This is a genomic window from Rhodococcus sp. IEGM 1330 (assembly GCF_033142445.1).
In the GTDB taxonomy this organism is placed as follows: domain Bacteria; phylum Actinomycetota; class Actinomycetes; order Mycobacteriales; family Mycobacteriaceae; genus Rhodococcoides.
On the sequence record NZ_JAWLSB010000002.1, the window covers coordinates 591,944 to 617,461 of the forward strand.

Sequence of the window (25,518 nt, forward strand, 5' to 3'; positions counted from 1 at the left end):
GACGGAGCACGATCAGTCGACGGCGCTCAATGACCGCCGTGCTGCATGGGTGTGTCGGCCGGCATCTGCATCGGGGTTGCCGTCTGGTTCGGTCCGAGCACCAGAAACTGGCCCATCATGCCCTGATCCTCGTGCCGCATCAGGTGGCAGTGGAACATGTACGGAAACGTCGGGTCCGTGTACTCGGTGAACCGCAGTATCAACCGGATCGTGGTGCCAGGAGGAACGTAGACAGTGTCCTTCCACCCTGCCAGCGCAGGCAGAGGCTTCGCACCGTTGATGTCGAGGATCTGAAACTGGACATCGTGCACGTGAAAGTTGTGCGGCCAGTTGTCCGCGTTGTGGATCGTCCACACTTCGGTGGTGTCGACGGCCGGGCTGAAGTCGACACGATTCATGTCCATCTGCTCGCCGTTGATCATGAACCACTGCAGGTCGAAACGACGCTCGGCGACTGCGGTGGCCGGGTCGAGGCGGGGAATGTCGGCGAGCACGAGTGGCAACGCCGGGGATCGTTCGGGTTTGGGGACCGGTAGGAGCTCGAGCATGTCGAAGGAATCGGTCAGTCCGTACTCGGACGCGATGTCCCGGTCGATACCTGGTTGATCGTCGAACGGGAACGCGCGCAGCATCATCGGAGAACTACCGCCGGCCGCCACGACGATGTCGACTCGTTCTCCGGGGCTGAGTGTGATGCGGCTCAGCGGCAACGGCTCGGTGAGCAGTCCGCCGTCGCTGGCCACCATCGTGAAATCACGGTCGTCGGCGAATCCGAGGTTGTACATCCGTCCTCCGGAACCGTTCAGGATTCGTAGTCGCACCAGTTCGGTGCTCACCTGCAACTGCGCGCCGGCGATTCCATTCGTGATGATCGTGTCGCCGAGCAGGCCTGCGTCGGTCGGGTCGGACTCGTCGAGAGCACCGTCTGCTGTGAACCGGCGATCCTGGATGATCAAGGGGAAATCGTCCACACCATAGGTTTTCGGCAGGTCGAGAGAATCGGAATCGTCGTCGTCGATCAGGAAGATTCCCGACAGTCCCCGGTAGGCATGTTTCTCGGTGGCCCCGTGCGGGTGAGGGTGGTACCACAGCGTTGCCGCCGGCTGGTTCACCGTCCACGTCGGTTCCCAGCGTCCGCCCGGTGTGATCGTCTGGTGGGGTCCGCCGTCGTATCGCGCCGGGACGTGCACACCGTGCCAGTGCACGGTGGTGTCCTCTGGCAGCGCGTTGTCGATGGTGAACGCGACGGTTTCGCCGCGCCTGGTCCGGATCGTCGGCCCCAGGATCGAACCGTTGAAACCCCATGTCGGGGTCTGCACACCCGGCAGCATCTCGGTGTTGCCCGCCTGTGCGGTGAGCGTGAAGTGGCGGACACCGGCGGCATCGACGGTGGAGTTTGCCAGGGGCGGCACCGGAAGTGGCCGGCGGACGCCATTCGACGCCGCGGCCACGACACCGGACGAGGCGGATCCCGGAGTGGACTGACTCAGCGAGCATCCCGCCGACAGTGCAATCGGCGCAGACGCCAACCCCACCAACAAGATTCGTCGGCTCAACGTATTACGGACCATGACGTTCACTGCACTCCCGGGTTTCTTACGGTGTTCGATTACCTCGCTGTGTAATCAAGTCTCCGGGGTGCGGGAATCGCAGGCATCCACCCGCAGGCCATCGTTCGAGAAGGGAAATCCACCGAAGGGACCTACCGATACTTCGGAAGCTGTGGTACGGGCCTCGAATCTGCTCAGGCCGATACGATCCGGCCACGGACGTCTCCAAAGCCGATGCGTGCACCGTTCGGACCCGGAGCGCTGGCGGCGATGACGACGTCGTCCCCGTCCTCGAGGAACGTCCGGGTCTCCGACCCGAGGACGACGGGTTCGGCTCCACCCCAGGTCAATTCGATGAACGCGCCGCGTTGGTTCTTCTCGGGTCCCGAGATGGTGCCCGATGCGAACAGATCGCCGGTTCGCGATGTCGCGCCGTTGCTGGTCTCGTGCGCGAGCATCTGAGCGGGGGACCAGTACATCGCACTGTACGGCGGGCGAGAGACGACGTGGCCGTTCCACGCGACGGTCAGGTCGATGTCCAAAGCCCAGGAAAGAGATTCGCGGAGGTATGCGAGCGGCTCTGGATCCTGCACCGGTGTCGAGGTTCGCGCCTGCTCCAGAGCGAGCAGGGGAACCACCCAGGGTGAGATGGACGTCGCGAAACTCTTGCCGAGATTCGGCCCGAGCGGCACGTACTCCCAGGCCTGGATGTCGCGAGCAGACCAGTCGTTGACGACGACGGCACCGAACACGTGCTCGGAGAACTGATCCGGCGAGATGGGACCATCCGACGGAACGCCGACGACGAAGCCCATCTCGGCTTCGATGTCCAGTCGCCGACTCGGACCGAAGGTGGGCGAGAGCTCGTCGGGTGCCTTACGTTGGCCGCACGGTCGAGTGATGTCGGTGCCGGAGACGACAACCGTGCCTGCCCGGCCGTGATACGCGACGGGCAGGTGCTTCCAATTCGGTAGCAGCGGTTCGGCATCGGGCCGGAAGAGTCGGCCGAGATTGGACGCGTGGTACTCGGAGGCGTAGAAGTCCACGTAGTCGGCCACCTCGAACGGCAGATGCATCGTGACATCGGAAACGGACACGATTGCTTCCGCCGGGGTCGTGCCACTGATGAGCAGGTCGGTGACGGACGTGCGCACCTCCATCCATCGATTGCGTCCGCGGGCCATGAACGCGTTCAGGCTGGGCGACGCGAAATCGGCATCACCGAGAGCTGCGTACAGGTCGATCACATTGTTGCCGTACCGGACTCCGACACGAGCGTCCGTGTCCGGAGTGCTGAAAACGCCGTACGGGAGGTTGTCGATTCCGAACTCGGAATCGGTGGTGATGTCGATGTGCGTCACGAACGGCGCTCCTTCGTCACTGGGGTGGGATGAGACCCAGGCGGACGAGATCGTCGAGAGGTTCGCGGATGCGGGAGGTGCCGAACGACGCGAATGCGCGTTCACCTTCGACACCGGCCACAATGCCGGCCAGGATTTCCTCGTCCCGGATCGACAGTATCTTTTCGAGTTCGCCGACCCTGGCGCCGCTGTGCGCGGCTTCGGCGGCAAGTATTACGTTGAGAAAGCCGTGTTGCTCGAAACCGTTGTTTGGATCGGTGTTACGGGCCGCGTGGTGCAGTCCGGCAGTGGCTTTGAAGTGAATCTCTCGCTGCGCGGCCTCGTATATCTCCGACGCGAGTTCCTGCTCACTCGGGTACAGGTCCGCGGTGATGCCCCCGGCCCTGAACTTGGCGCGATACCCGAACTCGTCGACGGCGTCGAAGATGTCGTCTCGTCGGGAGTCTCGAGGAATCTCGACATAGATGTCGATGTCCTGAGTGATGGTCCGCAGTGCATCGATATCGATGCCGTCGGGCACGGTGACCTCGATGGCCACGACCGTCACTCCGGCCGTACGGTCGGCGGCACGGAGCCCGGCCTCGACCGTCTCGGGACCTTGGGAGGCTGTCAACGACACCTGCATCCGAGCGCCCAAGTCGAGCTCGGTCACCCGATCGATGGGAACGACGAGCGGACCGACCAGGTCTGCGAACGTACTGGCCCGGTATTCGAGGTGTTGTGCCACAGCAACATCGAGCGGCGCGTTGCCGGGCGGAAAGGTGGCGTCGTCGTCGCACAGTCGACGGAAGAACGGCGGGATCATCGGTTCGGTCCTCGGCCGGCCCAGGTCCACGCATAGCCGGTGTCCTCGCATGCGAGCGCTCCTTCGCCGAGTTCGAGGGGACGGAACGTATCGACCATGACGGCCAGTTCGTCGAAGAACTCGGCACCGATGCTGCGTTCGTAGGCACCGGGTTGCGGCCCGTGAGCGTGACCGCCCGGGTGTACCGAGATCGATCCCTGGCCGATTCCAGATCCCTTGCGGGCCTCGTAGTCGCCGCCGACGTAGAACATGATCTCGTCGGAGTCGACGTTGGAGTGGTAGTACGGCACCGGAATGGCCAATGGGTGGTAATCGACCTTGCGCGGAACGAAATTGCAGATCACGAAATTGGACCCCTCGAAGGCCTGGTGCGCAGGCGGTGGTTGATGCACGCGTCCGGTGATCGGTTCGTAGTCCGAGATGTTGAACGTGTACGGGTACAGACAGCCGTCCCACCCCACCACGTCGAACGGGTGGTTGGGGTAGACGTATCGGGTTCCGACGATGCCCGTCGAACCGCGATGTTTGACAAGCACTTCGACGTCGTCGCCGTCGACGAGTAGGGGCTCGGTGGGGCCGTGCAGATCGCGTTCGCAGTAGGGAGCGTTCTCGAGCAGCTGGCCGTACGTCGACAGGAAGCGCTTGGGTGGCGCGATGTGACTGTTGGCCTCGACTGCATAGGCGCGCAGGGAGCCGTCGGGAATCCAGCGGTGAGTCGTTGCGCGCGGAATGAGCACGTAGTCGCCCTGCTGCGCATGGAGTGCGCCGAACACCGTTTCGACAGTGGCAGAACCGGATTCGATGTAGACCATCTCGTCGCCGATCGAATTACGATACAGCGGTGAGGTTTTCGACGCGACGACGTAGGACAGTCTGACGTCGGCGTTGCCGAGAACGAGGCGTCGACCGGTGACGACGTCGGTGTCTGCGATGACGGACTCCGGAAACAGCTCGTGCAGCTTCAGGTGCCGCGGCACGAGTGGATGGTTGGGCGTCGTCGATTGATCGGGCAGTTCCCAGACCGTGGCGTCGACGATAGCCGACGGTATGTGGCGGTGGTACAGCAGAGACGAGTCCGACGAGAAGCCCTCTTCGCCCATCAGCTCCTCGTAGTAGAGGGTGCCGTCGGGAGTTCGGTGCTGGGTGTGGCGCTTCGGCGGAACCGAACCGAGCTGCCGGTAGTAGGCCACGCATCCTCCCGTTCGCTGCTGTTCGACTCGTCGGGGTACGGGCGAGCATCAGGGGCAACTCTAGTCACGAGTCATCCGATCGATACCTGGATCGAAGTCCACACCACGCGGCTCGGTCCATTTCGGTGTGGGCCATGATGGACGCATGAGCTCGAAGAACCTGTTCGGTGGTCCCCGCACCCTGCTGATCGTCGCCGCGGTGGTCGTCGCGATCGCACTCGTCGCTGCCGCCGCGACCCTGCTCGTGCGTGCCGTCCTCGGACCGCCCGAGGGGGAGGACCCGTTCGAGATCGAGGGCTACTCGGTTGTGCAGGTCGATCCCCAGGTCATCGACCTCGCGTTCGCCACACGCTAGTCGACTCCGCGGCGACTTCTGCTCGATACGATGGTCGACCGTCAGTCGTCCGGGCGAAATCCGTCCACACGTTTGGCTGCTCTCGCCTGGCTCGTCGAGGATCAGTCTGGCGTTGGAGTGGTACTGAAGATGGGCCAGCAGATTTCGGTTGCGGTGAACGCAGTCGGCTCTGAGGGCGTGCCGCCGAGATAGTGTTCGCGGATCGGTCCTGGGCCGCTGACCAATTGTTCGTTTGTGTATGTTCCCAGGGTCGCGTAGCTGCGGTCGATGCCCTCGTGACCGCCGGAGTGCGTGAGGACCGCGAAGTGGGCCTGAGGTAGGAGTTGTGCCCGGACACCGTCCGGGGGGTCCGCCGAGTGTGGAGCTGCGACGAAGAGCGTTGCCTCACCCCAGGATTCGAGAAAGAGTGCCCGGTCGTACAGGCCGCCCGGCACGACCTCGGAGTCCATGGTTGTCGCCGCTGCGACTGCATCCCGTAATTTCCTGACCGTCCCCGCGAACCAGCTGTCGATCTCCGCGACCTCGAGAGTAGTGCCGATGGACCACACGGCGAGCGCCGGCTCGAGGCGCAGCTCGATCTCGGCGGGGGCGCGCACGGGGGAGAGTAGTTCGCGGAGCGCGCCGACGGTGTCGCGCGTGTACTGCAGCTGCACCTCCATCTGTTCGAGATGACTCGTGAGGATCTCGGTGCGGGCCCCGGCGTCTTCCGCGCTCAGCAGTGCCTTGATATCCGGGATGGACATGTTGAGCGATCGGAACCGGCGGATGATGTGTGCGTGATCTACCTGGTTGGTGTCGTAGAAGCGGTAGCCGGTGTGTGCGTCGACGAGAGTTGGTTCGAGAATCCCGATCTCGTGATAGTGGCGTAGTGCATTTCTGCTGAAGCTGGTCATCACTGCGAAGTCGCCGATCGAGACCTGTGCGCCCATGGCGTCCTCCTGTGCGTCGCGCCGTCCGCGTTGTCGGGTAGGGCCCATCGTGGAGCTGCCCCCGAAGGCAAGGTCAATAGGGAGGCGGGCCGAGTGTCGGACATGGACACCGGTGTGCCGACCGAGTGTTGACACTCCCCCTGGGGGAGGCATCACCGTGGTGTCATGACCACAGAATGGGATGGACTCCCGGACAACGTAAAGAAGTTCATGACCGCACTCGACGCCCGACACGGCGCACGAGCGCTCACCGTATTCACCGCGGATGCCGTGGTGACCGATGAGGGTCACGATTACTCGGGCCGCGACGAGATCGAGGCCTGGCTGACCGTCTCGGTCAGTGAGAGTGAGTACACCTACACAACAGAGTTCACCGGAGCGACGACGACCGGCGCGACCGTCGACGTCGAGCAGCACCTGGAGGGCAACTTCCCCGGGGGAGTTGTCGACCTGCACTACCGCTTCACGCTGGACGGCGCGCTGATCGACCGGTTGGTGATCGAGCCATGAGCAAGCGATGGTTCATCACCGGTGGCACACCAGGCGGCTTCGGCATGGCGTACGCCGAGGTGGCGCTGGAGGCGGGGGACCGCGTGGTACTCACGGCCCGGCGTCCAGGGGAACTGGCGTCGTGGGCCGATCAGTACGGTGACCGTGTTCTCGTCGTGCCCATGGATGTCACCGACGCGGCACAGGTACTACTAGCGGTACGAACAGCTGAGGAGCATTTCGGCGGTATCGACGTGCTGGTCAACAACGCCGGCCGCGGCTGGTACGGATCGATCGAGGGAATGAGCGAGACCTCGATACGGGCGATGTTCGAGCTGATTTTCTTTGCCGTGCTGTCCGTGACGCGCGCAGTGCTACCAGGTATGCGCGCCCGCGGAAGCGGGTGGATCGTCAACGTGTCCTCTGTGGCCGGGCTTCTTGCGGCAGTCGGATTCGGTTACTACAGCGCCACGAAGTACGCGATCGAGGCCGTCACCGATGCGCTGCGCCAGGAGGTCGCCGAGCAGGGCATCTCCGTGTTGGCAGTTGAACCAGGGGCTTTCCGAACGAACGCGTACGCCGGATTCGCCGACGAGTCCGTCGCGGAGGCGCTTCCGGAATACCACGACATGCTGGAACAGGTGCGGGCCGCCTTCGTCGACATGAACGGGGTGCAACCGGGCGATCCGCATCGCGGTGCCCGTGCGGTGATCGCAGCGATGGCCCAGGACCCGCCGCCACGCCGGCTGATCCTGGGCAACAGTGGGTACGACGCCGTCGTCGACGCGCTGGAGCAGAACCTGGGCGACATCCGATCGAACGAGACGATATCTCGTAGTGCGGATTTTCCCGCCTAGCCGAGGGGTTTACATACCACCTGGTCCGTTGCACTATGTTCTCGGGCATCCGACGAATTCGACGAAATGAGGAGCACCGTGATTTCGAGAAAGACAGTCATTCGCCTCGTGGCGGCACCGTTGGTTGCAGGAGCGCTGACGCTGGGGTCGGCGGGTATCGCGTCGGCCGCAACCACCACGGAGCTCAGGCCCGTGCAGGCGTTCTTGTTCTTTCAGCACGGCGTCAGCGTCGGGTCGGGGCCGGTCGAGGCAACGGCGACGGTGATCGAGGCAGGGGAAGTCACGGTGACGACGGCGAGCAAGATTTCGGGTGCGGGTGACATGGGCTCGTCTGCGGTTGGCCTGCTGCCGGTTCCGGTAACCGTGGTGTGGACGAACATCGACAACGGCCGATCCGGTGCGGCGGGTGGGATATCGACCGAGCCGATCACTCTCGCTACCGGCGCAGGCGGTGTCGATCTCACGATCACGACGGACACTCCCAACCTGCCCGGTGGTGGCCGCGTCGTTGTGGAGTAGCTATGCCTTCAGTGTGGACGTTGGGTGTAGCGGTAGCGACCTCGCGGACGTGGTGGACCACATCATCGATACGGTGCGTCGACGCCTTACGGCACTGACGTGAGCGTCCACAATTCGCTCCCACAAACGGGAAAAGGTATTTCGGCACTAATAGTGGACGCTGAGGTCACCCACAGTGTGGTTCGGTCCCGACCGGCTGGTCCACTGTGGCCATATGCGCTGGATGTGGAGTGGATTTCGGCGCACATCGAACGTTGGCCCGCGGTACGTCACTGGCGATCAAGGTCTACCCGCAGGTGGCGTTGTCATGAATCGACTCGAGTGCTAAGTTGAAGGTTCAACTTGAGTACGCGAAGGACCCCCCATGACATCCGTTATCAACCCGCCGGTCGCGGGTGCAGCGTTCGACGCATTCCTCGCCGACGCCGCGCCCGCGAGCCGGTCGCAGGAACTGTGGACCCCGAGCGACGGGCCGATGCCTGCCCTGTACATCAGCCACGGCGCACCCCCGGTCTTCGACGACGCACTGTGGATGGACCAGCTGTTCACCTGGTCGCAGTCGATGCCCAAGCCCAAGGCGATCCTCATCGTCAGTGCACACTGGGAAGAAGCCCCGCTGAGCCTGTCCGCATCGGCTGCCGCGACCCCGCTGGTCTACGACTTCGGTGGATTCGCTCAGCGCTACTTCTCGATGGAGTATCGGACGCCCGACGCCGAGGCCTTGGCTGCTCGCGTTGCTGCAGCAATCCCGGCGTCGGAGAATCTGCACCGACACACTTCTCGTGGACTCGATCACGGTGCCTGGGTTCCGCTGAAGGTGATGTACCCGTATGCCGATGTTCCCGTTCTGCAGTTGAGCCTGCCGACGCATGCTCCCGACCGGCTGATGGCGATCGGTGCGGCCTTGAAAGAGCTCCGCGCCGAGGGTGTGCTGGTCATCGGATCCGGATTCATGACGCACGGACTGCCGTTCCTCTCGCGGGAGAATTTCGCCACCAACACCGTGCCGACGTGGTCCGAGGACTTCGATCTCTGGGCCGCCGACGCGTTGTCGCGTGGTGACGTCGCGACTCTCGCGGACTTCCGCAGCGTCGCGCCGGGAATGCCCTATGCCCACCCCACCGTCGAACACTTCACGCCGCTGTTCGTGACTCTCGGTGCCGCCGAGAACCCGGAGGCACCGGTGACCACTGCCATCACCGGCTTTCAATTCGGCTTGGCGAAGAGGTCTTTCGCCGTCGCGTGACGTCGCGGGAAAGCCGTCGCGATCGGTTGCAGTTGGGATCGGTTCACTTCTGAATCTTTTTCGACTCGGGGATTGTTATCCACGCCACTTCGCTCTACAGTTCTGAAGATCATCTAGGACATCGGTGTCTAAGATGGTGGGAAGCGCTGTACGAACCGTCGCCGGGCGCGCCTCCTTTGGACCCCGTCCTCCGGCGCGAAGGAGTACACCCGTGTCTTCTGCCCGATCTTGGACGCTGCGTACAGCGATCAGCGTGATGACCGCCGCAGCGGCTTTCGCCGCCATGACGACGCCCGCTGCTGCTGCACCTGATTCGCCCGAGGTGGAAATTCAGCCGCCTCTGGCACCGTTCACGTGGCCGAAGATTCCGGAGTTCGACACCGACTTCTACCTTCCGCCCGCCGACGTGGTGGCCGCGGCCGCGCCGGGCCAGATCATCGCTGCTCGGCCGGTCGAACTGGCCACTCTCAACGTCATCCCCACGCAGGTCGACGCGTGGCAGTTGTCTTTCCGGTCCAACAACGGTCGCGACGAGCCGATCGCTGCGGTGACCACGGTCATCAAGCCACGTGGCGTCCCTGCCGCATCGCGGCCCTTGATTTCCATTCAGTTGGCCGAGGATTCTCTCGCCGCCTATTGCGCGCCCTCGTATGCGATGCGTGCGGGCGCGATTCCCTGGCCGGTGACCGGCGCGGTGACGTCGGGTGCTCAATTCCTCGAGGTGCAGGCAGCGTTGGCCCAAGGATGGGCGGTGTCGGTACCCGACCATCAAGGCCCGAACAACTCGTTCGCCGCAGGGCCGGTCGCCGGTCGGATCACCCTCGACGGCATCCGAGCCGCCGAGAACTTCGCGCCGATGCAGTTGGCCGGTCAGGCCACCAAGGTGGGGATGAGCGGTTACTCCGGCGGCGCGATCGCCACCGGACATGCAGCCGAACTGGCCGAAAGCTATGCTCCCGAACTCGACATCGTCGGAGTCACCGAGGGCGGCACCCCTGCCGAACTCGGGGCACTGGTGGACAACGCGAACAACACACTCGGCTCGGGAATCGTCGCGGCCGGGATCATCGGTGCCAGTCGTGAAGATCCCGAGTTGGCCGATTTCATCGACGAACACATCGATCCGCTCGGCCGGGCGTTGTTCGCGGCCAAGGACAATCTCTGCGTCGGTTACTCGTCGGCGCTGCTGCCGTTCGTCAACCTGAAGGGCTTTCTGCGCACCGAAGGCGACCCGATTCAACAACCAGTGGTGAAGAAGGCGCTGTCCGCGATGCGGCTCGGCGACACCACTCCGAACATGCCGCTCTACGTCTACCACTCCAACCCGGACTGGCTGGTGCCGATCGGACCGGTCAACGCGATGGTCGATTCGTATTGCAGCCGTCCGGGTGCCGATGTCACCTACACCCGCGACCATTTCAGTGAGCACATCACCCTGGAGTTGATCGCCTTTCCGAGCGCGGTGTTGTGGATGCGCGATCGCTTTGCCGGTATTCCGGTGGAACCGGGTTGCCGAACGAACGATGTCGGTTCGATGGCGCTCGACACGAGTGCACACCCGCTCTTCGTCGATGCGGTAGGCGAGATAATCGCCGGACTGTTCGGTAAGCCGATCGGGGCGTGAGGGAACCGATCGGCGCACGGAAGGCGACGGCGTCACCGGCGGTAGACTCCGCCGGTGACTGTCGCCGATGATCAGGGCCGCATCTACGCCGGACAATCCTCCTCTGCTCGGAAAGCCGATCGTCGTGCACGGTTCTTGCAGGCCGGAATCGAGGTCCTCGGGTTACGCGGCTACGCAGCCACCTCGGTGTCGGATATCTGCGCTGCTGCCGGTCTGGCACGCAGCCAGTTCTACAGTGAGTTCGCCAACCGTGAGGCGCTGCTCGTGGACGTCTACGACCTGATCCAAGACGATGCGCTGGCCGCTGTCGTGGCCGCCCTCGACGATCAGGTTGACCGAGATCGTCGCGCCCTGGTCGTTGCCGCCATGACTGCCCTGGTGGGATCGATCGGAAACGATCCACGCCGAGCGCGGATTTCCTATCTGGAGATGTTGGGTGTCAGCGACGCCGTCGAACAGCACCGGGCGCGCCGCCGTGCACAGTGGGTGGAGTTCTTCGAGAACACCCTGCGTTCGGAAGTCGGTCCCGATTTCGTTCCCCCGGGTGGATACCGTTCGGCTGCAACGGCATTCCTCGGGGCGCTCACCGAAATCGTCTCCGACTGGTCCCGTACCGCTCCTCCTCGCCCACCCATCGAACAGATCGTGAAGACGATGGTTGCCGTCCTGGGAGCGTTCGTTCCGGACCTGACCTGATCCGCAGCCTGTCGCGCAATACAGTGGACCGATGACGAATGCCACCGGTCCACTCGCAGGACTCGTCGTCGCGGATTTCTCTCGCGTACTCGCAGGCCCGTACGCGACGATGATGCTCGGCGACATGGGGGCCGAAGTCATCAAGATCGAAAGGCCCGGAACCGGCGACGACACCCGATCGTGGGGACCGCCACACGACTCCGCTGGAACGGCAACGTATTTCAACTCCGTCAACCGTAACAAGTCCTCGCGTGCCATCGACCTGCAGTCCGAGAGCGGGGTCGCCAAGGCACGCGAGATCGTCTCGGGTGCAGACATTCTGATCGAGAACTTCCGAGCCGGTGCCATGGACCGGCTCGGTCTGGGGTATTCGACGCTCTCACCGCGGAATCCAGGTCTGATCTACTGCTCGATCACCGGCTTCGGCACCGGTGGCGGAGCGGCACTACCGGGATACGACCTGGTAGTCCAAGCGGTCGGCGGGCTGATGAGCGTCACCGGACCCGACGCCGAGACACCAACCAAGGTGGGAGTGGCGATGGTCGACATCGTCACCGGTCTGCACGCGCTCAGTGGAATCCTTGCGGCACTGCATCATCGATCGAATACCGGTGCGGGCCAGCAGGTACACACCTCCCTGATGGCATCGGTGCTCTCTGCGTTGAGCAATCAGTCGGCGGCCTACCTGGGGGCCGGCGTCGTGCCCGTCGCTATGGGCAACAAGCATCCTTCGCTCGTACCGTACGAGGTGTTCGAGACTGCGGACCGTCCGTTGGCCTTGGCCGTGGGCAACGATCGGCAATTCGCTGCCCTGGTCGAGGTGCTCGGATTCCCTGCACTGGCCGAGGATGATCGCTTCTCCACCAACACAGCTCGCGTCGAACATCGAGATCACCTGGTTGACGTTCTGACCTCGGCGCTGCGGGCACGGACGGCCGACGAGTGGTATCGCGATCTGATGGCCCGCAACGTTCCCGCGGGACCGGTCAATTCACTCGAGGAAGCGTTCGCGTTCGCGGAATCGCTCGGTCTCGAACCGCGAGTGCAGGTTCCGGGTTCAGTGGCCGACGGCGTCCGAAATCCTCTGGACTTCTCGGCCACTCCGGTGAACTATCGCTTGCCACCGCCCGCCGGGACTTAGTTCAACGCCCACTTCACCGACACGGACACGCTGACGGTCTGTTGTCCCGGTTCGATGGGCACCGCCGTGTCGAACGAACTGGCGGACTCGCCGAACGACCTCGGCTGCTCCTGGCCGGTGATGGACTCGGTGATCGACAGAACGTCACCGAGTTCGCCGCCTGCGAGGCTCGCATACTGCTCGGCGCGATCGCGGGCATCGGCGAACGCCCTGGACCGAGCATCGGCGATCAGCTCGGAATCGTCGTCGATCTTGAAGGAGACCCCGGAGATTCGGGTCGCGTTTCCACCAGCTGCTGTGGCGTCGCCCAGGACTGCGGATGCCTTCGACAGGTCGCGAACCGTGACTTGCAGGGTGTTGGTGGCCTGATATCCGGAGATGGTCGAGGTACCCCCCGGCAGTGCGCCGGAGTACTGCGGATCGATCGACACCTGTTGAGTCTGGATGTCCTCGCGAGCGACGCCGGCTGCGAGGACCGCGTCCGTCACCTCACCGACCGCAGCATTCGCCTCTTCGATGGCGGTGGTGACGTCCTCGGCCGTCGTCTGAACGCCGATCTGGGTTGTCAACGTATCCGGTGCGCCCTGGACTTCCCCGACGCCGTTGACGTTCACTCCTGGAGGTCCCTCGGGGGACGTGGTCGCTGGACTGCTGCAGCCCGCAGTCAGGGCTACGGCCAGCGCCAGGGCCGATGCGCAGGATCCGGCCATCCATCTGTTTCGACTCACCGCCGTAGTGTCCACCATTGCAGGTGAATTGGAAAGGCTCAGGGCTTGCGATACTCGGCGTCGAACGTCACGGTGACCTCGTCGACCACCTTCATGGCTCCGAACATCTGCGAATACGGAGTGATCTTGTAATCCGATTGACGCACAGCAGTTTCGGAAACGATGCGCCATCGATCGCCGAGATCGGTGACGTTCACATCCACGGTGATCTCCCTCGAAACGCCGTGGATCTCGGCCGTGCCTGCCACCTGAAATCCCGCGTCGACGGCGGTGATCTCCGCCGAACGAAACTCGATCGATGGATATCGGTCGGCGTCGAAGCTCTTGAGCGCGTTGGCTTTCGCCACGATCTTCTCCGGTCCGATCAAGGGCGTCAGTCCGCCCTCGCCGTGGACCACCTCGAGTGACCTCACCTCGGCGGTCAGGGTGACCGCGGTGGGTGTGTCCCCGGACCACTCGACTGTCGCAGACCAGGAGGTCACCGCAATCGTGAGGCGATGCCCCATCTTGGATGCTCTTCCTGTGACATCCGTCCGGACAGCCAACTGTCCGCCGTGCGATGCGTCGAGCGTCCAGGTTTCGGTAGTCATGTCCCGACTGTATCGGTCCCGCAGAACCGACGACGGGACTCAGGCGCAGGTGGTTAGGGTGGAGGCATGTTCTCCAATTCCCCTCGAACATTCGTCGCCGACGCCCTCCGGGGCTTCGTCGCCGCCACCGACGACATCGCCTGGCATGCCGACCCCGGATACCTGACGCGTCGCTATCGCATCTCCGACGGCCAGGTCGCCTTGCTGTCCGGTGGGGGATCGGGCCACGAGCCGCTGCATGTCGGATTCATCGGTCGCGGCATGCTCACCGGCGCGTGCCCGGGCCTGGTGTTCACCTCACCCAACGCTCTCCAGGTGCACGAGGCATCCAAGGCCGTGGACTCCGGCGGCGGCGTGGTGCACATCGTGAAGAACTACACCGGCGACGTGATGAACTTCAAGATCGCCCGAGAGTTGTTGCAGGAGGACGGAATTGTCGCCGACGTCGTTCTCGTCGACGACGACGTGGCCAGCGAGAGCGAGGACGGCCCGGGCCGCCGCGGCACCGCAGCGACCATCGTCGTCGAAAAGGTCTGCGGCGCAGCGGCAGAACGCGGCGACAGCCTGCAGGCAGTCGTTGCGCTGGGGCGTCGAACCGCGGAGAACGCGCGCAGCATGGCCGTCGCGCTGAACCCGCCGACGCTTCCGGGCGCAGATGCTCCCTCGTTCGAGCTCCCCTCGGAGGAAATCGAACTCGGCATCGGCATCCACGGAGAACGCGGCACCGACCGCGTGCCCCGGTTGCCTGCTCAGGACATCGTCGCGAAACTGACCGATCCCATCGTGGACTCGCTCGGGTTGAACTCGGGCGAATCGGTGATCGCGGTGGTCAACGGGCTCGGAGCAACGCACCCGCTGGAGCTGCACCTGCTGTTCGGTGAACTCTCGGAGTACTTGCACGGCAAGGGAATCGAGATTTCCCGATCGCTCGTCGGCAGCTTCGTCACCGCGCTCAACATGGGCGGAGCCTCGATCACCCTCGTTCGCGCAGACGACGAACTGCTCGAACTCTGGGACGCACCCACCGACGCACCCGGCTGGCCCAATGCCCACAGCCGTGGCGTGAAGCCGGTGGGCGAACGAGGCGGCTTCGGGCCCTCGTTCGAGCCCTCCGACACCGGAGAGGTGTCGGCGTTCGCCTCGAAGTGGATCGGGACATGGGCGCAGCGAGTACTCGACGAAGAGTCGGCCCTGACCGAGCTGGACCGCAAGGCAGGCGACGGCGACTTCGGTACCAACATGGTGGCCGCGCTCGAACAGCTCGATCTGGACGCCGTGAGGGAAAATTACTCGGCAGCAACGGTATTCGAGGCAGTGAGCGAGGCCTACCTCGGCCACGCGGGCGGTACGTCGGGCGCGCTGTTCGGCATCTGGTTCCGTCAGTTCTACCGGACGATGCTGGAATCCGAGCCGGATCTCGCGGCTATCGGACAAGCTGCCCGTGCCGGGCTCGACAGCATCACCGAACTCGGTGGTGCACGGTTGGGCGACAAGACGATGGTCGACGCCATCGCCCCGGCCGTCGACGCACTCGAGAAGGACGGCGGCACCCTGCAGCAGGCCGCCGACGCCGCGAAAACCGGAGCCGAATCGACGAAGGACATGACCGCCAACCGCGGCCGCGCCAGCTACGTCGGTGAGGCCGCGCGAGGCGTCGTCGACCCCGGTGCCCTGGTCATGGCCTGGTTCTTCGAGGCAGCGGCTAGCTCAGCGAACTGAGAAACACCGCCGCGATCGCTTCGAGGCCGGCCTGATCGTCGGCGTCGAAGCGGTCGGGAACAGGGCTGTCCAGATCGAACACCCCGATCAGGGTCTCGCCCTGGTAGAGCGGGACGACGACCTCCGAGCGAGTGTTGGCATCGCACGCGATGTGGCCCGGGAAGGCGTGGACGTCGGCGACGCGTTGCGTCTCACGGGTGCTCGCCGCTGCGCCGCAGACACCCTTGCTCAGGGCGATGCGCACGCAGGCGGGCTGACCCTGAAACGGCCCGACCACCAGTTCGGTGCCGTCGTACAGGTAGAAGCCGACCCAATTGACCTCGGGCAGAGCGTGATACAACAGCGCCGAAAGATTGGCGGCGTTGGCGACGAGGTTCGATTCCTCGAACACCAGGCCACGTGCCTGCTCGGTGAGCTGGTGATACTGCTCTACCTTGGAACCGTTCAGTTCAGTCGCGGTGAAAGACATGCGCCGAGTCTAAGCGCACACCCCAGCACCACCAGATACGCCGACATGCCGCCCACTTGAATCCGTTGCGCGATGCCGAGACCGTACTCACCGGGCAGATTGTCGGCGATCAGCAGCCACGCGGTGGCCAGCGTGGCGACGATCAGGACGGCCAGGCCCAGCGTGCGAAGCAACGGGTAGAGCCGGTATCGGAACGCGGCCACCGTGAACGCGAACATGACGGTGAAGATCGCGAACACCGCAACGGTGCTTGTCAGGGCGTGTAGATGGTGGAGTTGTGGAAACAACCCGCTCGGCTCTATCGGGCAACTCGGATCGTCGGCCGCCACACACTCGAGGGGGAGTTTCGCGTCGGCGATCGTGGCGATACCGAAGATGCCCGACGCCACCCAGCCGGTGACGACGAGCCGTCGACGCGGGGTTGCCAGGAAGCCGAGAATGGCGGCGAGAACCATCAGTGAACCCGTGACGACGTCTGCGGTGGAGAAGAATTCGCGGTACGGCTGATCGCGGGCGTCGAGTTCGCTGAGGAACGATGTGGTCGGGTCGAGGCCGGTGTCGAGGAAGAATTCGGCCACCCACGCGGAGTACAGCAGTCCGGCGAGGATCAAGCAGATCGCCACTACGACGCGGCGGATATCCACGCCTTCAGTTCTCGAACGCACCGACCAAGGCTAGCCAGTGAGTACATCGGCAGCTGCCACCGCTAGTGCGGCCGCGGACTCGCAGTCGTCCGCCATGACGGACACTGTGGGCACCGTGCGGGCATAGCGCGCGGCGGTGTCGTCTTTCTCGGGCAAGCCGAGCACTGGGTTGCCCAACACTATGTCCGCGAAGCACGACGAATCGGAACCGCGTGTCTCGACGGTGTAGTTGCCCTGCCGGACGGTCTCGCGGTCCGTCGAACGCAGATCGGTGTCGACGTATCCGAGCGCGACGTCGAGCATCGCCAAGTTGTCCTCGAACGTTGCCGAGGACGCCGTGAAATGGCAACGGTACGGATCGGACGCAGGATTCCAGCGGTCCACCGTCCAGGTTGCGGGCAAGTGTTCCAAGACGGCGCACGGGTCTTTCATGGCAAGTGGAAGGTTGTACCGGGAATCGGCGCGCAGTGGTGGATCTTCCAACAGGCCGAGTGCGGTCTCGGTCACGGATTTCGCTGCGGTGCACGCGTCCACAACACTGCCGGACACCTCGATCACGGCGAAACTCCGACCGGATTCGGTGAGGAAACCGTCCATGGCCCCCGGGGTTGCACCGTCGAACTCGTCGCGGAGCGGAAAGCCGATACTGCACGACCCTTGCGACGAGTTGTCCAGATACACCTGTTCGTCGCCGATGGTGATCTGCTCGTAGTCCGGGTCGTCGGACGTCGGCTGATATCCGTTCAGATCGATGGAAACGGAGTCGGTGGCGCTCGATGTCGCGGGATTCAGGCTGGCTGAGCACGTGCTCAACTCGCCGTCGGGGCGGAGCTGCACCACTGTGCCGAGGGCAGCGAGATCGTCCTCGGTGAGAAAGCCGCAGGGATCGAGGCTACGGACGAATTCTGCCGAGTCGGCCAGATATCGGTCTGCCTCGGACATCTCGAACCCGTACCTGTTCTGCGGCGACGAACTGCCGGTGGGCGACGAACTGCCTGCGGGGAGAGCATTGCCGAGCAACACCACCGCGCATCCACTCGTCGATACGGACATCGCCAGCGCCACTGCCGCGAGCAACCAATTTCTACGCACCGTTTTCCCCCGAACTCGAATCGACCGATCATGGGGTTGGACGCGCGTGGGCTCGAAATGGTTTCAAGCGGGAGTGGAGCCCGCGGAATGACTCAAATTATTCAGCGGAAAGTTCGTCGACCACGCGATCGGCGGCGACGGCTGGATCCTCGTGTTCCCAGATGCGCACCACGCGCCAGCCCTCGTCGAGTAGTCGCTTGTCGGTGTCGCGATCGCGGGCGACGTTGGCGGCCAGTTTGTCGGCCCACCACTGCGCGTTGTTGCGCGGCGCGGTCGCGTGAATCGGGCAGCTGTGCCAGAAGCAGCCGTCGACGTAGACCGCGACCTTGCGCCTCGGGAAAACCAGATCTGCTCGACGCCTCATGCCCTTCACCGGAGCGCGATCGACGAAATATCGCAGACCTCGACGGTGCAGCGCCTGCCGTAGCGCCACCTCGGGCTTGGTGTCGCGGCGCTTCTGCTTGCTCAGTCGCGCACTGGTCTTGGCGTCGGTGACGGGCCGGTCTGCGCTCACACCGGAACTCGATCGACGTATCCACCCATGCGCTCGAGATGGGCGTCGAGGTCGTCGAGAAAGCCGTCGACGAAACGGAGGTTGCCTGCTCGTGCCCGCTTGAGGAATCCGGCGGTCGCGCGGGCCGAGAGCAGCTTCGAGTCGTCCAGGAATCCGATCAGATCCTCGTAGGGCTCGTGCACCGGCATGGTCGACACGGCGACCCGGTAGCTGGTGCGATCGCGTCCCCACGCTGCGGTCGGCCATGCCTGACCGGGGAGCAGAGCCAGATCGTTCGAGGCGTCGTACGGCTGGGGATCGTCGAGGGCGCTCGCCGCCCATGACGCCATGCGCACACTGACGGCATTGCCGACGAGCTTCCAGCGATGTCCGCTGCGGACGCCGGGCTGCTGGACGGAGGGCAGCGTCCACTCCGGATCGAATCCCTGCAGACGCTCGGCCCCGATGATGCCGGGAGTGACAATCTCTCCGGACGGCAGGCGAACGGCCGGAGGACTGGCGATGCCGAGCGAGGATCCGCCCTTGAGCGTCGGGACCGCGTTGACCGCCCAGCCCAGGCCGCGAATGCCCTCGGTCCAGTAGAAGCCGCACGGCTGTGTGGTGGGGTCGCCGTCGGGCAGAGGGCCTGCGTCCTGCGAGAACAGCACCTCCCGCGGATCGTCGGTGCGCGAGGCCAGCATCACCACCCGCTGTCGACGCTGCGGCAGACCGAACGCCCGGGCGTCGACGACTCGGTAGGCCCACATGTAGCCGAGGTCCTCGAGCGCGTCGGTAATGTGTCGCATGGCGGCGCCGCGGCCGAGCTGCAGCATGAACGGCACGTTCTCCATCAGCAGCCACCGCGGACCACGTCGACGCGAGACCAGCCGAAACACCTCGTTTACCAGGCCCGATCTGGCACCGGTGATGCCCGCGGTGCGTCCGGCCTGGGAGAGGTCCTGGCACGGGAAGCCGGCTGCGACCAGTTCGGTGTCGGCGGGCAGGCTTCGGAGAGTGGTCACGTCCGTGTGCAGGGGTGTCTCGGGCATACGCGCTCGAAGGACGGTTTGAGCTCCGGGATCGATCTCGCACAGCAACTGCGTCGTCCACCCTGCGTCGGCCAACCCCAGCTCGAGCCCGCCGATCCCCGCGAACAACCCGACCATCGACCGTGCGCTCACGTGTGCCCTTCCCTCGCCCGACGGTCCTACGTTACTCGAGAGTCGGTGCGCTGAGTGCCCACAATTCTTGTCCAACGCGGGATGCCGTGCGGCGAGGCCAATTGTGGACACTCACGTCAGTTGCCCTTGACCTCGACCTCACTCGAGGTTCCACACTGGAATGCGAGGGCCGATAAATCGGTTGGAAACTGAGCCTGTGCAATGAAATCATTCGAGCACAGCAATAAGGAGAAGAACTGTGTCTACGGGTGTGCTCGATCCCGAAACCCGAACCCTCGATCAGTCATACCCGGACACGGCGACGGCACCCAGCTCACTGCGTCGTTTCGCGCCGTTTCTGCTGCCGTACAAATGGTTCTACATCGCCTCGATCGTGGTCTCGCTGATCGCCACCATGACCGGGCTGGTGATTCCGCTGGTGATGCAACGCGTCATCGACGGCCCCATCACCGATCGCAATTTCTCTGCCGTCTGGTGGCCCGCGGCATTCGTCCTGGTGCTCGGCACCATCGATGCACTCGGTATCTGGGTTCGCCGCTATCTGGTCTCCCGCCCGTCGAGCCAATTCGAGATTTCAGCGCGTGCAACGGTATTCGACAAATTGCAGCGCCTGTCTGTCTCCGCTCACGAAAGCTGGGAATCGGGTCAGCTGCTCTCGCGTGCCATCGCCGACCTCGGTTCGCTGCGGCGGTTCATGGCCTTCATCGGCCCGTTCATCATCATCAACGCCGTGACACTCGTCGTGGGCATCGGCGTATTGCTGGTGCAGTCCTGGCAGTTGGGGCTGATCATGCTGGTGACGTCGATACCGCTGGTGATCGCCTGCACCAAGTTCGAGACGCTCTATCGCGTCGTGGCCCGTGACGCTCAGGATCAGGCCGGCGATGTCACGACGACGGTCGAGGAATCCATCCAGGGTATTCGCGTGCTCAAGGCATTCGGTCGAAGTGCCCACTTGGGCAAGCAGTTTCTACGTCAAGCGCGCACGTTGCGTGGCACCGAACTGAAGAAGGTGCGCTACCTGGCGATCATCTGGGCGGTGATCGTCGGACTGCAGCCGATCACCATCGGCGCGATTCTGGCGGTGGGTACGTACTCGATCGTGCAGGGCACCATGACGGTCGGCACGCTCGTCGCGGCCATCGCCATCGTCACTTTCCTGCTGTGGCCGATCGAATCCTTCGGGTACCTCCTGGCCGAGCTGAACAACGCGCGCACGGCAGCGGATCGGTACTGGGAGATCATGGACACTCCCGAGACCGTCACCGACCCGGACAATCCCGTCGAACTGCCCGAAATAATCCGTGGCCGAGTGCAATTCGATCGCGTCGGATTCACCTTTCCCGACGCGTCCTCGCCGCTCCTCACCGGCGTCAGTTTCGTCATCGAGCCGGGGGAGACCGTCGCGCTGGTCGGCAACACCGGTAGCGGAAAGACCGCACTGACGAACCTCGTGCCCCGACTGTTCGACGCCACCGAAGGCTCCATCACCATCGACGGTATCGACGTGGCCTCGATGCGGTTGGCCGATCTGCGCTCGATCGTCACGGTGGCGTTCGAGGATCCGGTGCTGTTCTCGGCCAGTGCGCGCGAGAACATCGCGCTCGGTTCGCCCGGCGCGTCCGATGCCGAGATTGTCGAGGCGTTGGAGATCGCGCACGCAACGGATTTCGTCGAGCAGTTGCCCTGGGGTCTGGCCACTCGCATCGGTGAGCAGGGCATGAGTCTGTCCGGCGGGCAGCGACAACGGCTCGCACTGGCGCGGGCAGTGCTGGGCAAGCCGCGGGTACTGGTACTCGACGACCCACTGTCCGCGCTCGACGTGGACACCGAAGCCAAAGTGCAGAAGGAATTGCGGCGCGTGTTGGCGCACTCGACGACAGTGCTGGTGGCGCACCGGCCGTCGACCGCGGCGTTGGCCGACCGCGTGCTGTATCTCGAGAACGGAAGAATTGTGGAGCAGGGAACACACGAGGGACTGCTGGCGTCGTCGCCGCGGTACCGCGAGGTGATGGGGTCGATTCATGGCTGAGCAAACCGCAGCGGCGGATTGGCGCGGCGTCGGCGGCGAGGAATCCGAGGTCGATGCAACCGGAAACCTGGTGTTGGCCGGGCGTTCTCGACGGTTGCTCGTCTCGTTGGTGCGCCCGTACAAGAAGCAGGCCCTGCTGTCTTTCCTGATCATTCTGGTCGACAACATCACCTACGTTGCCGGTCCGCTGTTCATCGCCTATGCGCTGGACAGCGGCGTCCGCGCTGCAGGACAGGGTGATTGGGGTCCGCTGCTGTGGGCGGTCGGCGGCTACACCGGCTTCGGTCTGCTCGGGATGCTCACCACGTACGCGTTTCTCACCGTCTCCGGTCGGCTGAGTCAGAACATCCTGTACGACCTGCGCGGTCGGGTGTTCGACCATGCCCAGAAGCTGAGCCTGTCGTTCCATGAGAAGTACACCTCGGGACGGTTGATCTCACGACTGACCAGCGATGTCGAGTCTCTGCAGACACTGCTCGAGAGCGCGCTCAACGATGCTCTGACGGCAATCCTGTCGATGGTGTCGATCGCGATCATCCTGGTGTATCTCGACGTTCCGATGGCGATGATCGTGCTGGCCGGCTTCGTTCCGCTGGTCCTCGTCACCCGGTGGTCGCAGCGGCGACAACGCCAGGGATACCGTCGAACACGAGTGGCGATCGCGCGCGTCGTGGTCCACTTCGTCGAATCCATGGGCGGCATCCGCGCGGTGCAGGTGTTCCGGCGCGAGGGCCGCAACGACGCCATTCTGAACACCGAGGATTCGGAGTATCGCGACGCCACCACCGCCGCGTTGCGCGGTATGGCCAGTTACACCGGCATCGTGCGCTGGATCGGCAACGTCACGCTCGCGATCATCCTGGTGTTCGGTAGCTGGCGAGTGATCAACGGCCACATGGACATCGGTGTGCTCGCGGCCTACGTGCTGTATCTGCGCCGGTTCTACGGGCCGCTCGACGAGCTGGCGATGGTGTTCAACGCCTACCAGTCCGCCGCGGCTGCGCTGGAGAAGATCTCCGGTGTGCTCGAGGAAGAGCCGTCGGTGACAGCGCCGAAGAACCCGGTGGAGATCGGAACAGCCAAGGGCGACATCACGTTCGACGACGTGCACTTCGCCTACGGCCCCGAACGCGTCGTGCTGCCGGAATTCTCGCTGCACGTACCCGCCGGACAGGTGGTCGCGATGGTCGGAGCCACCGGAGCAGGCAAGTCGACACTGGCAAAGCTGTTGGCGCGCTTCTACGATCCGACGGCCGGAGCCGTGCGGCTCGACGGCATCGACATGCGGGAGATCAGCGACGAGGACTTGCGTCGCAACGTCGTCATGGTGACACAGGAGTCGTTCCTGTTCTCCGGTTCGGTGGCAGACAACATCCGACTCGGACGCCCGACCGCGACCGATGCGGAGGTGCGGGCAGCGGCGGACGCCGTCGGACTGACGGAGTTCATCGCGTCGCTACCGGAGGGAATCGACACCGACGTGCGCAAGCGCGGAGGCCGATTGTCCTCGGGCCAAAGGCAATTGGTGGCCTTCGCGCGGGTGTTCCTCGCCGCGCCGTCGGTGATCGTGCTGGACGAGGCAACATCGAGCCTGGACATCCCGAGTGAGCGGCTGGTGCAGCGCGCACTCGAGACCATCCTGCAGGGGCGAACGGCGCTGATCATCGCGCACCGACTCTCGACGGTGGCCATCGCAGATCGGGTACTCGTCATGGCCGATGGAAACATCGTCGAAGACGGAACGCCCGAGGACCTCATCGCGGGGGAGGGACGCTTCGCGCACCTGCACGAGGCGTGGGAGGACTCGCTGGTCTAAGTCCAGGGAGTGATCGGCGGCTTGACCCACATGATCTTCTCGTCGGAGTGCTGTGGCGTCGCCCCGTCGTGGCCCGGGTGCTCGGCCGCCCAGGCGGATTTACGGTCGAGCAACTCGGCCACGATGGTCCACGTTTCCATCGTGCTCGGCGGGTGCAGGTCCGCAGCGCGGGCCAGCTTCCTGCGGACGGCGTCGGTGAGGTCGAGGAGCTCGGCACCGGTGACGCCGCGATCCCACACGTAGCGCGCCAGAGCTGTCGCCTTGTCCTGTCGACTCTTCGCGGCCTGTTCGGAGTGCGCGAAATCGAACTGCCCGCCCCCGGTGTTCTCTGTCGTCACGGGCACAACCTTAATGAACTGCGAGAAAAGGCACGTCCGCTTGATCTTCTGGGGGCCTCGTCGCCTACCGTAGATGGGTGATCACTCAAGCATCGGGTGCAGAGCAAGTCTCCGTCCCCGCGACCGGCACCACAGACGCGAAAACTTGGCCCTCGATTCTGACCTGGCGGGCGCATGACGTTCCCCGCATGGAGTCAGTGCGGGTCCAGCTCTCGGGCAACCGCATCAAGGCTGCCGGACGCATCATCGGTGCCGCGTGCAGCGATCACCCCGCCTTCAGTGCGTCCTACGACCTGGTGACCGACGAATACGGCGTCACCAAGCGGCTCTCGGTGCGTACCTCGCTCGCGTCCGGTGACCGGCAGGCCTCCGTCAGCCGCGACGACGAGGGCTACTGGATGGTGGAGAACAGCACCAGCCATCAGCGCTCGACCTACAGCGGCGCGCTCGACGTCGACATGGTGCTCAGCCCGTTCTTCAATACTCTGCCGATCCGTCGATTCGGTCTGCACACCCAGGTCCAGGACCTCGAGGTGCCGACGGTGTACGTGAACCTGCTCGACCTCAGCATCCAGGAAGCCACGCTGACCTACAGCAGCGGTTCCGAGGGCATCCACGTCATCTCGCCGGTCTCCACGTCGTCAGTGAAGGTCGACGCCGACGGCTTCGTTCTCGACTACCCGGGACTGGCCGAGCGGATCTGACGCACGACGCCACCGCGTCGACCCGCGTCCTGCAGTTTTTCCCGCCACCCCGGTTCGCCCGGGCTGATGTCGGTGATCTCGAAGCGTTGATGCTGCTCGTACTGCAGGCGCGCGGTGTTCCCGGCGTCGACCAGCGTTTTCGTCGAGTTCTTGTCCAGTTCTTCGCGCGCGGCGGTGAGTGCGGCCAGTGCCTCGTCGAGCGCGGTTCGCAGAGCGGCCGCGTTGCCCTCGGTCATCGCGCGGACGAGATTCGGCGACGACGACGCAACCCGCGTCCCGTCCCGAAACGAGCCCGCGGCCAGGCCCAGTGCCAGCGGTCCACCGGCAGCTCCCACGACGGCCAGCGCCTCGGCCAGCAGATGCGGTAGGTGGGAGATTCGGGCGACGGCGCGATCGTGCTCGACGCTCTCGGCCGGCACCACCACCGAACCGCAGTCCAGGGCGAGCTGGGCGACCTGCACCCATACGTCGGCGTCGACTCCCGGCTCCGTTGCCACCACCCACACCGCGTCGGTGAACAGCGTCGGATCGGTGGCCGACCACCCCGACTGGTTGGTGCCGGCCATGGGATGTCCGCCGACATAGCGGGCCTGGAGTCCGCGAGCGGCCACCGCCGCGGCGACCTCGGCTTTGACGCTGACGACATCGGTGATCGGAGCCGCGGGGGCATGCTCGGCGACGGCCGCCAGAACGGAGTCCACGGCCGGCATCGGAACAGCGATGACGATCAACGCGTCCTGTGCTGCGGCCCTGCTCAGCGTTGCTGCCAGGTCTGTACCGACGTCGTATCCATCGGCGGTAGCACCGGCGATCGCCTCGGCCGATCGGTTCCATCCCCACACCTGACGGCCCGCACCGTGTGCCGCGCGCAGGATCGACCCACCGATCAGTCCGAGACCCAGAACGCACACCGAAGAAGAAGTCACCCGATCAGATTGGCACAGGTGGGT

At 64.4% G+C, this 25,518-nt stretch carries 26 protein-coding genes; 12 read left to right on the forward strand and 14 right to left on the reverse strand.

The genetic code is table 11. The annotated features are described in order from the left end of the window. Nucleotides 1–26 precede the first annotated feature (26 nt). From R4P57_RS07685 to R4P57_RS07700, 4 genes are all read right to left on the reverse strand, one after another. Entirely contained in the window at nt 27–1,571 is a 1,545-nt protein-coding gene (locus R4P57_RS07685; RefSeq protein ID WP_317802329.1) for a multicopper oxidase family protein, read from the reverse strand. A gap of 173 nt (nt 1,572–1,744) precedes the next feature. Continuing rightward, complete coding sequence (gene fahA, locus R4P57_RS07690) at nt 1,745–2,911, reverse strand: fumarylacetoacetase (protein ID WP_317802239.1); 1,167 nt, start codon at nt 2,909–2,911, stop codon at nt 1,745–1,747. Nucleotides 2,912–2,927: 16 nt separating this feature from the next. Continuing rightward, nucleotides 2,928–3,716 carry a hypothetical protein gene (locus R4P57_RS07695; RefSeq protein ID WP_317802240.1) on the reverse strand — a complete coding sequence of 263 codons (789 nt, stop codon included), beginning with the start codon at nt 3,714–3,716 and terminating at the stop codon, nt 2,928–2,930. Then, nucleotides 3,713–4,906 (reverse strand): homogentisate 1,2-dioxygenase, encoded by a 1,194-nt coding sequence (locus tag R4P57_RS07700; RefSeq protein ID WP_317802241.1) that lies wholly within the window; start codon nt 4,904–4,906, stop codon nt 3,713–3,715. The genes R4P57_RS07695 and R4P57_RS07700 overlap by 4 nt, the downstream gene beginning before the upstream one ends. A gap of 145 nt (nt 4,907–5,051) precedes the next feature. Between R4P57_RS07700 and R4P57_RS07705 the strand changes: the two genes are divergently transcribed. Continuing rightward, on the forward strand, nt 5,052–5,261 hold the full coding sequence (locus R4P57_RS07705; RefSeq protein ID WP_317802242.1) for a hypothetical protein: 210 nt from the start codon (nt 5,052–5,054) through the stop codon (nt 5,259–5,261). Nucleotides 5,262–5,362: 101 nt separating this feature from the next. Here R4P57_RS07705 and R4P57_RS07710 read toward each other — a convergent pair whose 3' ends face one another. Beyond that, nucleotides 5,363–6,190 carry a MerR family transcriptional regulator gene (locus tag R4P57_RS07710; RefSeq protein ID WP_317802331.1) on the reverse strand — a complete coding sequence of 276 codons (828 nt, stop codon included), beginning with the start codon at nt 6,188–6,190 and terminating at the stop codon, nt 5,363–5,365. Between the two features lie 165 nt (nt 6,191–6,355). Here R4P57_RS07710 and R4P57_RS07715 point away from each other — a divergent pair, with 165 nt between their 5' ends. The 7 genes from R4P57_RS07715 (at nt 6,356) to R4P57_RS07745 (ending at nt 12,762) form a co-directional block, all read left to right on the forward strand. Next, a complete protein-coding gene (locus tag R4P57_RS07715) occupies nt 6,356–6,700 on the forward strand; it encodes a nuclear transport factor 2 family protein (RefSeq protein ID WP_317802243.1) in 345 nt (114 codons plus the stop codon). Continuing rightward, entirely contained in the window at nt 6,697–7,536 is an 840-nt protein-coding gene (locus R4P57_RS07720; RefSeq protein WP_317802244.1) for an SDR family NAD(P)-dependent oxidoreductase, read from the forward strand. Before R4P57_RS07715 ends, R4P57_RS07720 begins: the two co-directional genes overlap by 4 nt. Before the next feature lie 78 nt (nt 7,537–7,614). Continuing rightward, entirely contained in the window at nt 7,615–8,055 is a 441-nt protein-coding gene (locus R4P57_RS07725) for a hypothetical protein (RefSeq protein WP_317802245.1), read from the forward strand. A 364-nt stretch (nt 8,056–8,419) separates the two neighbouring features. Further along, on the forward strand, nt 8,420–9,301 hold the full coding sequence (locus R4P57_RS07730; RefSeq protein WP_317802246.1) for a class III extradiol ring-cleavage dioxygenase: 882 nt from the start codon (nt 8,420–8,422) through the stop codon (nt 9,299–9,301). A 256-nt stretch (nt 9,302–9,557) separates the two neighbouring features. Then, nucleotides 9,558–10,925, forward strand: a complete 1,368-nt coding sequence (locus R4P57_RS07735) for a lipase family protein (RefSeq protein WP_317802333.1) — start codon at nt 9,558–9,560, stop codon at nt 10,923–10,925. Between the two features lie 54 nt (nt 10,926–10,979). Then, the gene (locus R4P57_RS07740) at nt 10,980–11,621 is read left to right on the forward strand and encodes a TetR/AcrR family transcriptional regulator (RefSeq protein ID WP_317802247.1); all 642 of its coding nucleotides are present in this window, start codon (nt 10,980–10,982) and stop codon (nt 11,619–11,621) included. 31 nt (nt 11,622–11,652) lie between these two features. Continuing rightward, nucleotides 11,653–12,762 carry a CoA transferase gene (locus R4P57_RS07745; protein ID WP_317802248.1) on the forward strand — a complete coding sequence of 370 codons (1,110 nt, stop codon included), beginning with the start codon at nt 11,653–11,655 and terminating at the stop codon, nt 12,760–12,762. On the opposite strand, the gene R4P57_RS07750 is transcribed toward R4P57_RS07745, so the two are convergent. Together R4P57_RS07750 and R4P57_RS07755 are read right to left on the reverse strand one after the other, a co-directional pair. Beyond that, nucleotides 12,759–13,490 (reverse strand): SIMPL domain-containing protein, encoded by a 732-nt coding sequence (locus R4P57_RS07750; RefSeq protein WP_317802249.1) that lies wholly within the window; start codon nt 13,488–13,490, stop codon nt 12,759–12,761. The genes R4P57_RS07745 and R4P57_RS07750 overlap by 4 nt on opposite strands. 38 nt (nt 13,491–13,528) lie before the next feature. Beyond that, entirely contained in the window at nt 13,529–14,080 is a 552-nt protein-coding gene (locus R4P57_RS07755) for a YceI family protein (protein ID WP_317802250.1), read from the reverse strand. Between the two features lie 66 nt (nt 14,081–14,146). Here R4P57_RS07755 and dhaL point away from each other — a divergent pair, with 66 nt between their 5' ends. Next, complete coding sequence (gene dhaL / locus R4P57_RS07760; RefSeq protein WP_317802251.1) at nt 14,147–15,799, forward strand: dihydroxyacetone kinase subunit DhaL; 1,653 nt, start codon at nt 14,147–14,149, stop codon at nt 15,797–15,799. On the opposite strand, the gene R4P57_RS07765 is transcribed toward dhaL, so the two are convergent. The 5 genes from R4P57_RS07765 to R4P57_RS07785 all read right to left on the reverse strand — a co-directional run bounded on the left by R4P57_RS07765 (nt 15,783) and on the right by R4P57_RS07785 (nt 19,663). Then, the gene (locus tag R4P57_RS07765) at nt 15,783–16,268 is read right to left on the reverse strand and encodes a GAF domain-containing protein (RefSeq protein ID WP_317802252.1); all 486 of its coding nucleotides are present in this window, start codon (nt 16,266–16,268) and stop codon (nt 15,783–15,785) included. The two genes, dhaL and R4P57_RS07765, sit on opposite strands and share 17 nt — an antisense overlap. Then, nucleotides 16,244–16,933 carry a DUF998 domain-containing protein gene (locus R4P57_RS07770; RefSeq protein WP_317802253.1) on the reverse strand — a complete coding sequence of 230 codons (690 nt, stop codon included), beginning with the start codon at nt 16,931–16,933 and terminating at the stop codon, nt 16,244–16,246. Before R4P57_RS07770 ends, R4P57_RS07765 begins: the two co-directional genes overlap by 25 nt. A 9-nt stretch (nt 16,934–16,942) precedes the next feature. Beyond that, complete coding sequence (locus R4P57_RS07775; protein WP_317802254.1) at nt 16,943–18,004, reverse strand: hypothetical protein; 1,062 nt, start codon at nt 18,002–18,004, stop codon at nt 16,943–16,945. A 97-nt stretch (nt 18,005–18,101) separates the two neighbouring features. After that, nucleotides 18,102–18,518: a very short patch repair endonuclease gene (locus tag R4P57_RS07780; protein ID WP_317802255.1), complete on the reverse strand. Its 417-nt coding sequence runs from the start codon at nt 18,516–18,518 to the stop codon at nt 18,102–18,104. Further along, nucleotides 18,515–19,663 (reverse strand): DNA (cytosine-5-)-methyltransferase, encoded by a 1,149-nt coding sequence (locus R4P57_RS07785; protein WP_317802334.1) that lies wholly within the window; start codon nt 19,661–19,663, stop codon nt 18,515–18,517. The genes R4P57_RS07780 and R4P57_RS07785 overlap by 4 nt, the downstream gene beginning before the upstream one ends. 253 nt (nt 19,664–19,916) lie before the next feature. Here R4P57_RS07785 and R4P57_RS07790 point away from each other — a divergent pair, with 253 nt between their 5' ends. Together R4P57_RS07790 and R4P57_RS07795 are read left to right on the forward strand one after the other, a co-directional pair. Further along, the gene (locus R4P57_RS07790) at nt 19,917–21,710 is read left to right on the forward strand and encodes an ABC transporter ATP-binding protein (RefSeq protein WP_317802256.1); all 1,794 of its coding nucleotides are present in this window, start codon (nt 19,917–19,919) and stop codon (nt 21,708–21,710) included. Next, entirely contained in the window at nt 21,703–23,526 is a 1,824-nt protein-coding gene (locus R4P57_RS07795; protein ID WP_317802257.1) for an ABC transporter ATP-binding protein, read from the forward strand. Before R4P57_RS07790 ends, R4P57_RS07795 begins: the two co-directional genes overlap by 8 nt. On the opposite strand, the gene R4P57_RS07800 is transcribed toward R4P57_RS07795, so the two are convergent. Further along, the gene (locus R4P57_RS07800; RefSeq protein ID WP_317802258.1) at nt 23,523–23,864 is read right to left on the reverse strand and encodes a hypothetical protein; all 342 of its coding nucleotides are present in this window, start codon (nt 23,862–23,864) and stop codon (nt 23,523–23,525) included. The genes R4P57_RS07795 and R4P57_RS07800 overlap by 4 nt on opposite strands. Before the next feature lie 188 nt (nt 23,865–24,052). On the opposite strand from R4P57_RS07800, the gene R4P57_RS07805 reads away from it, so the two are divergent. Further along, nucleotides 24,053–24,568, forward strand: a complete 516-nt coding sequence (locus R4P57_RS07805) for a putative glycolipid-binding domain-containing protein (protein ID WP_317802259.1) — start codon at nt 24,053–24,055, stop codon at nt 24,566–24,568. Here the strand turns inward: R4P57_RS07805 and R4P57_RS07810 are convergent. Next, complete coding sequence (locus R4P57_RS07810) at nt 24,541–25,512, reverse strand: prephenate dehydrogenase (RefSeq protein ID WP_411742326.1); 972 nt, start codon at nt 25,510–25,512, stop codon at nt 24,541–24,543. The genes R4P57_RS07805 and R4P57_RS07810 overlap by 28 nt on opposite strands. Nucleotides 25,513–25,518: the final 6 nt, after the last annotated feature.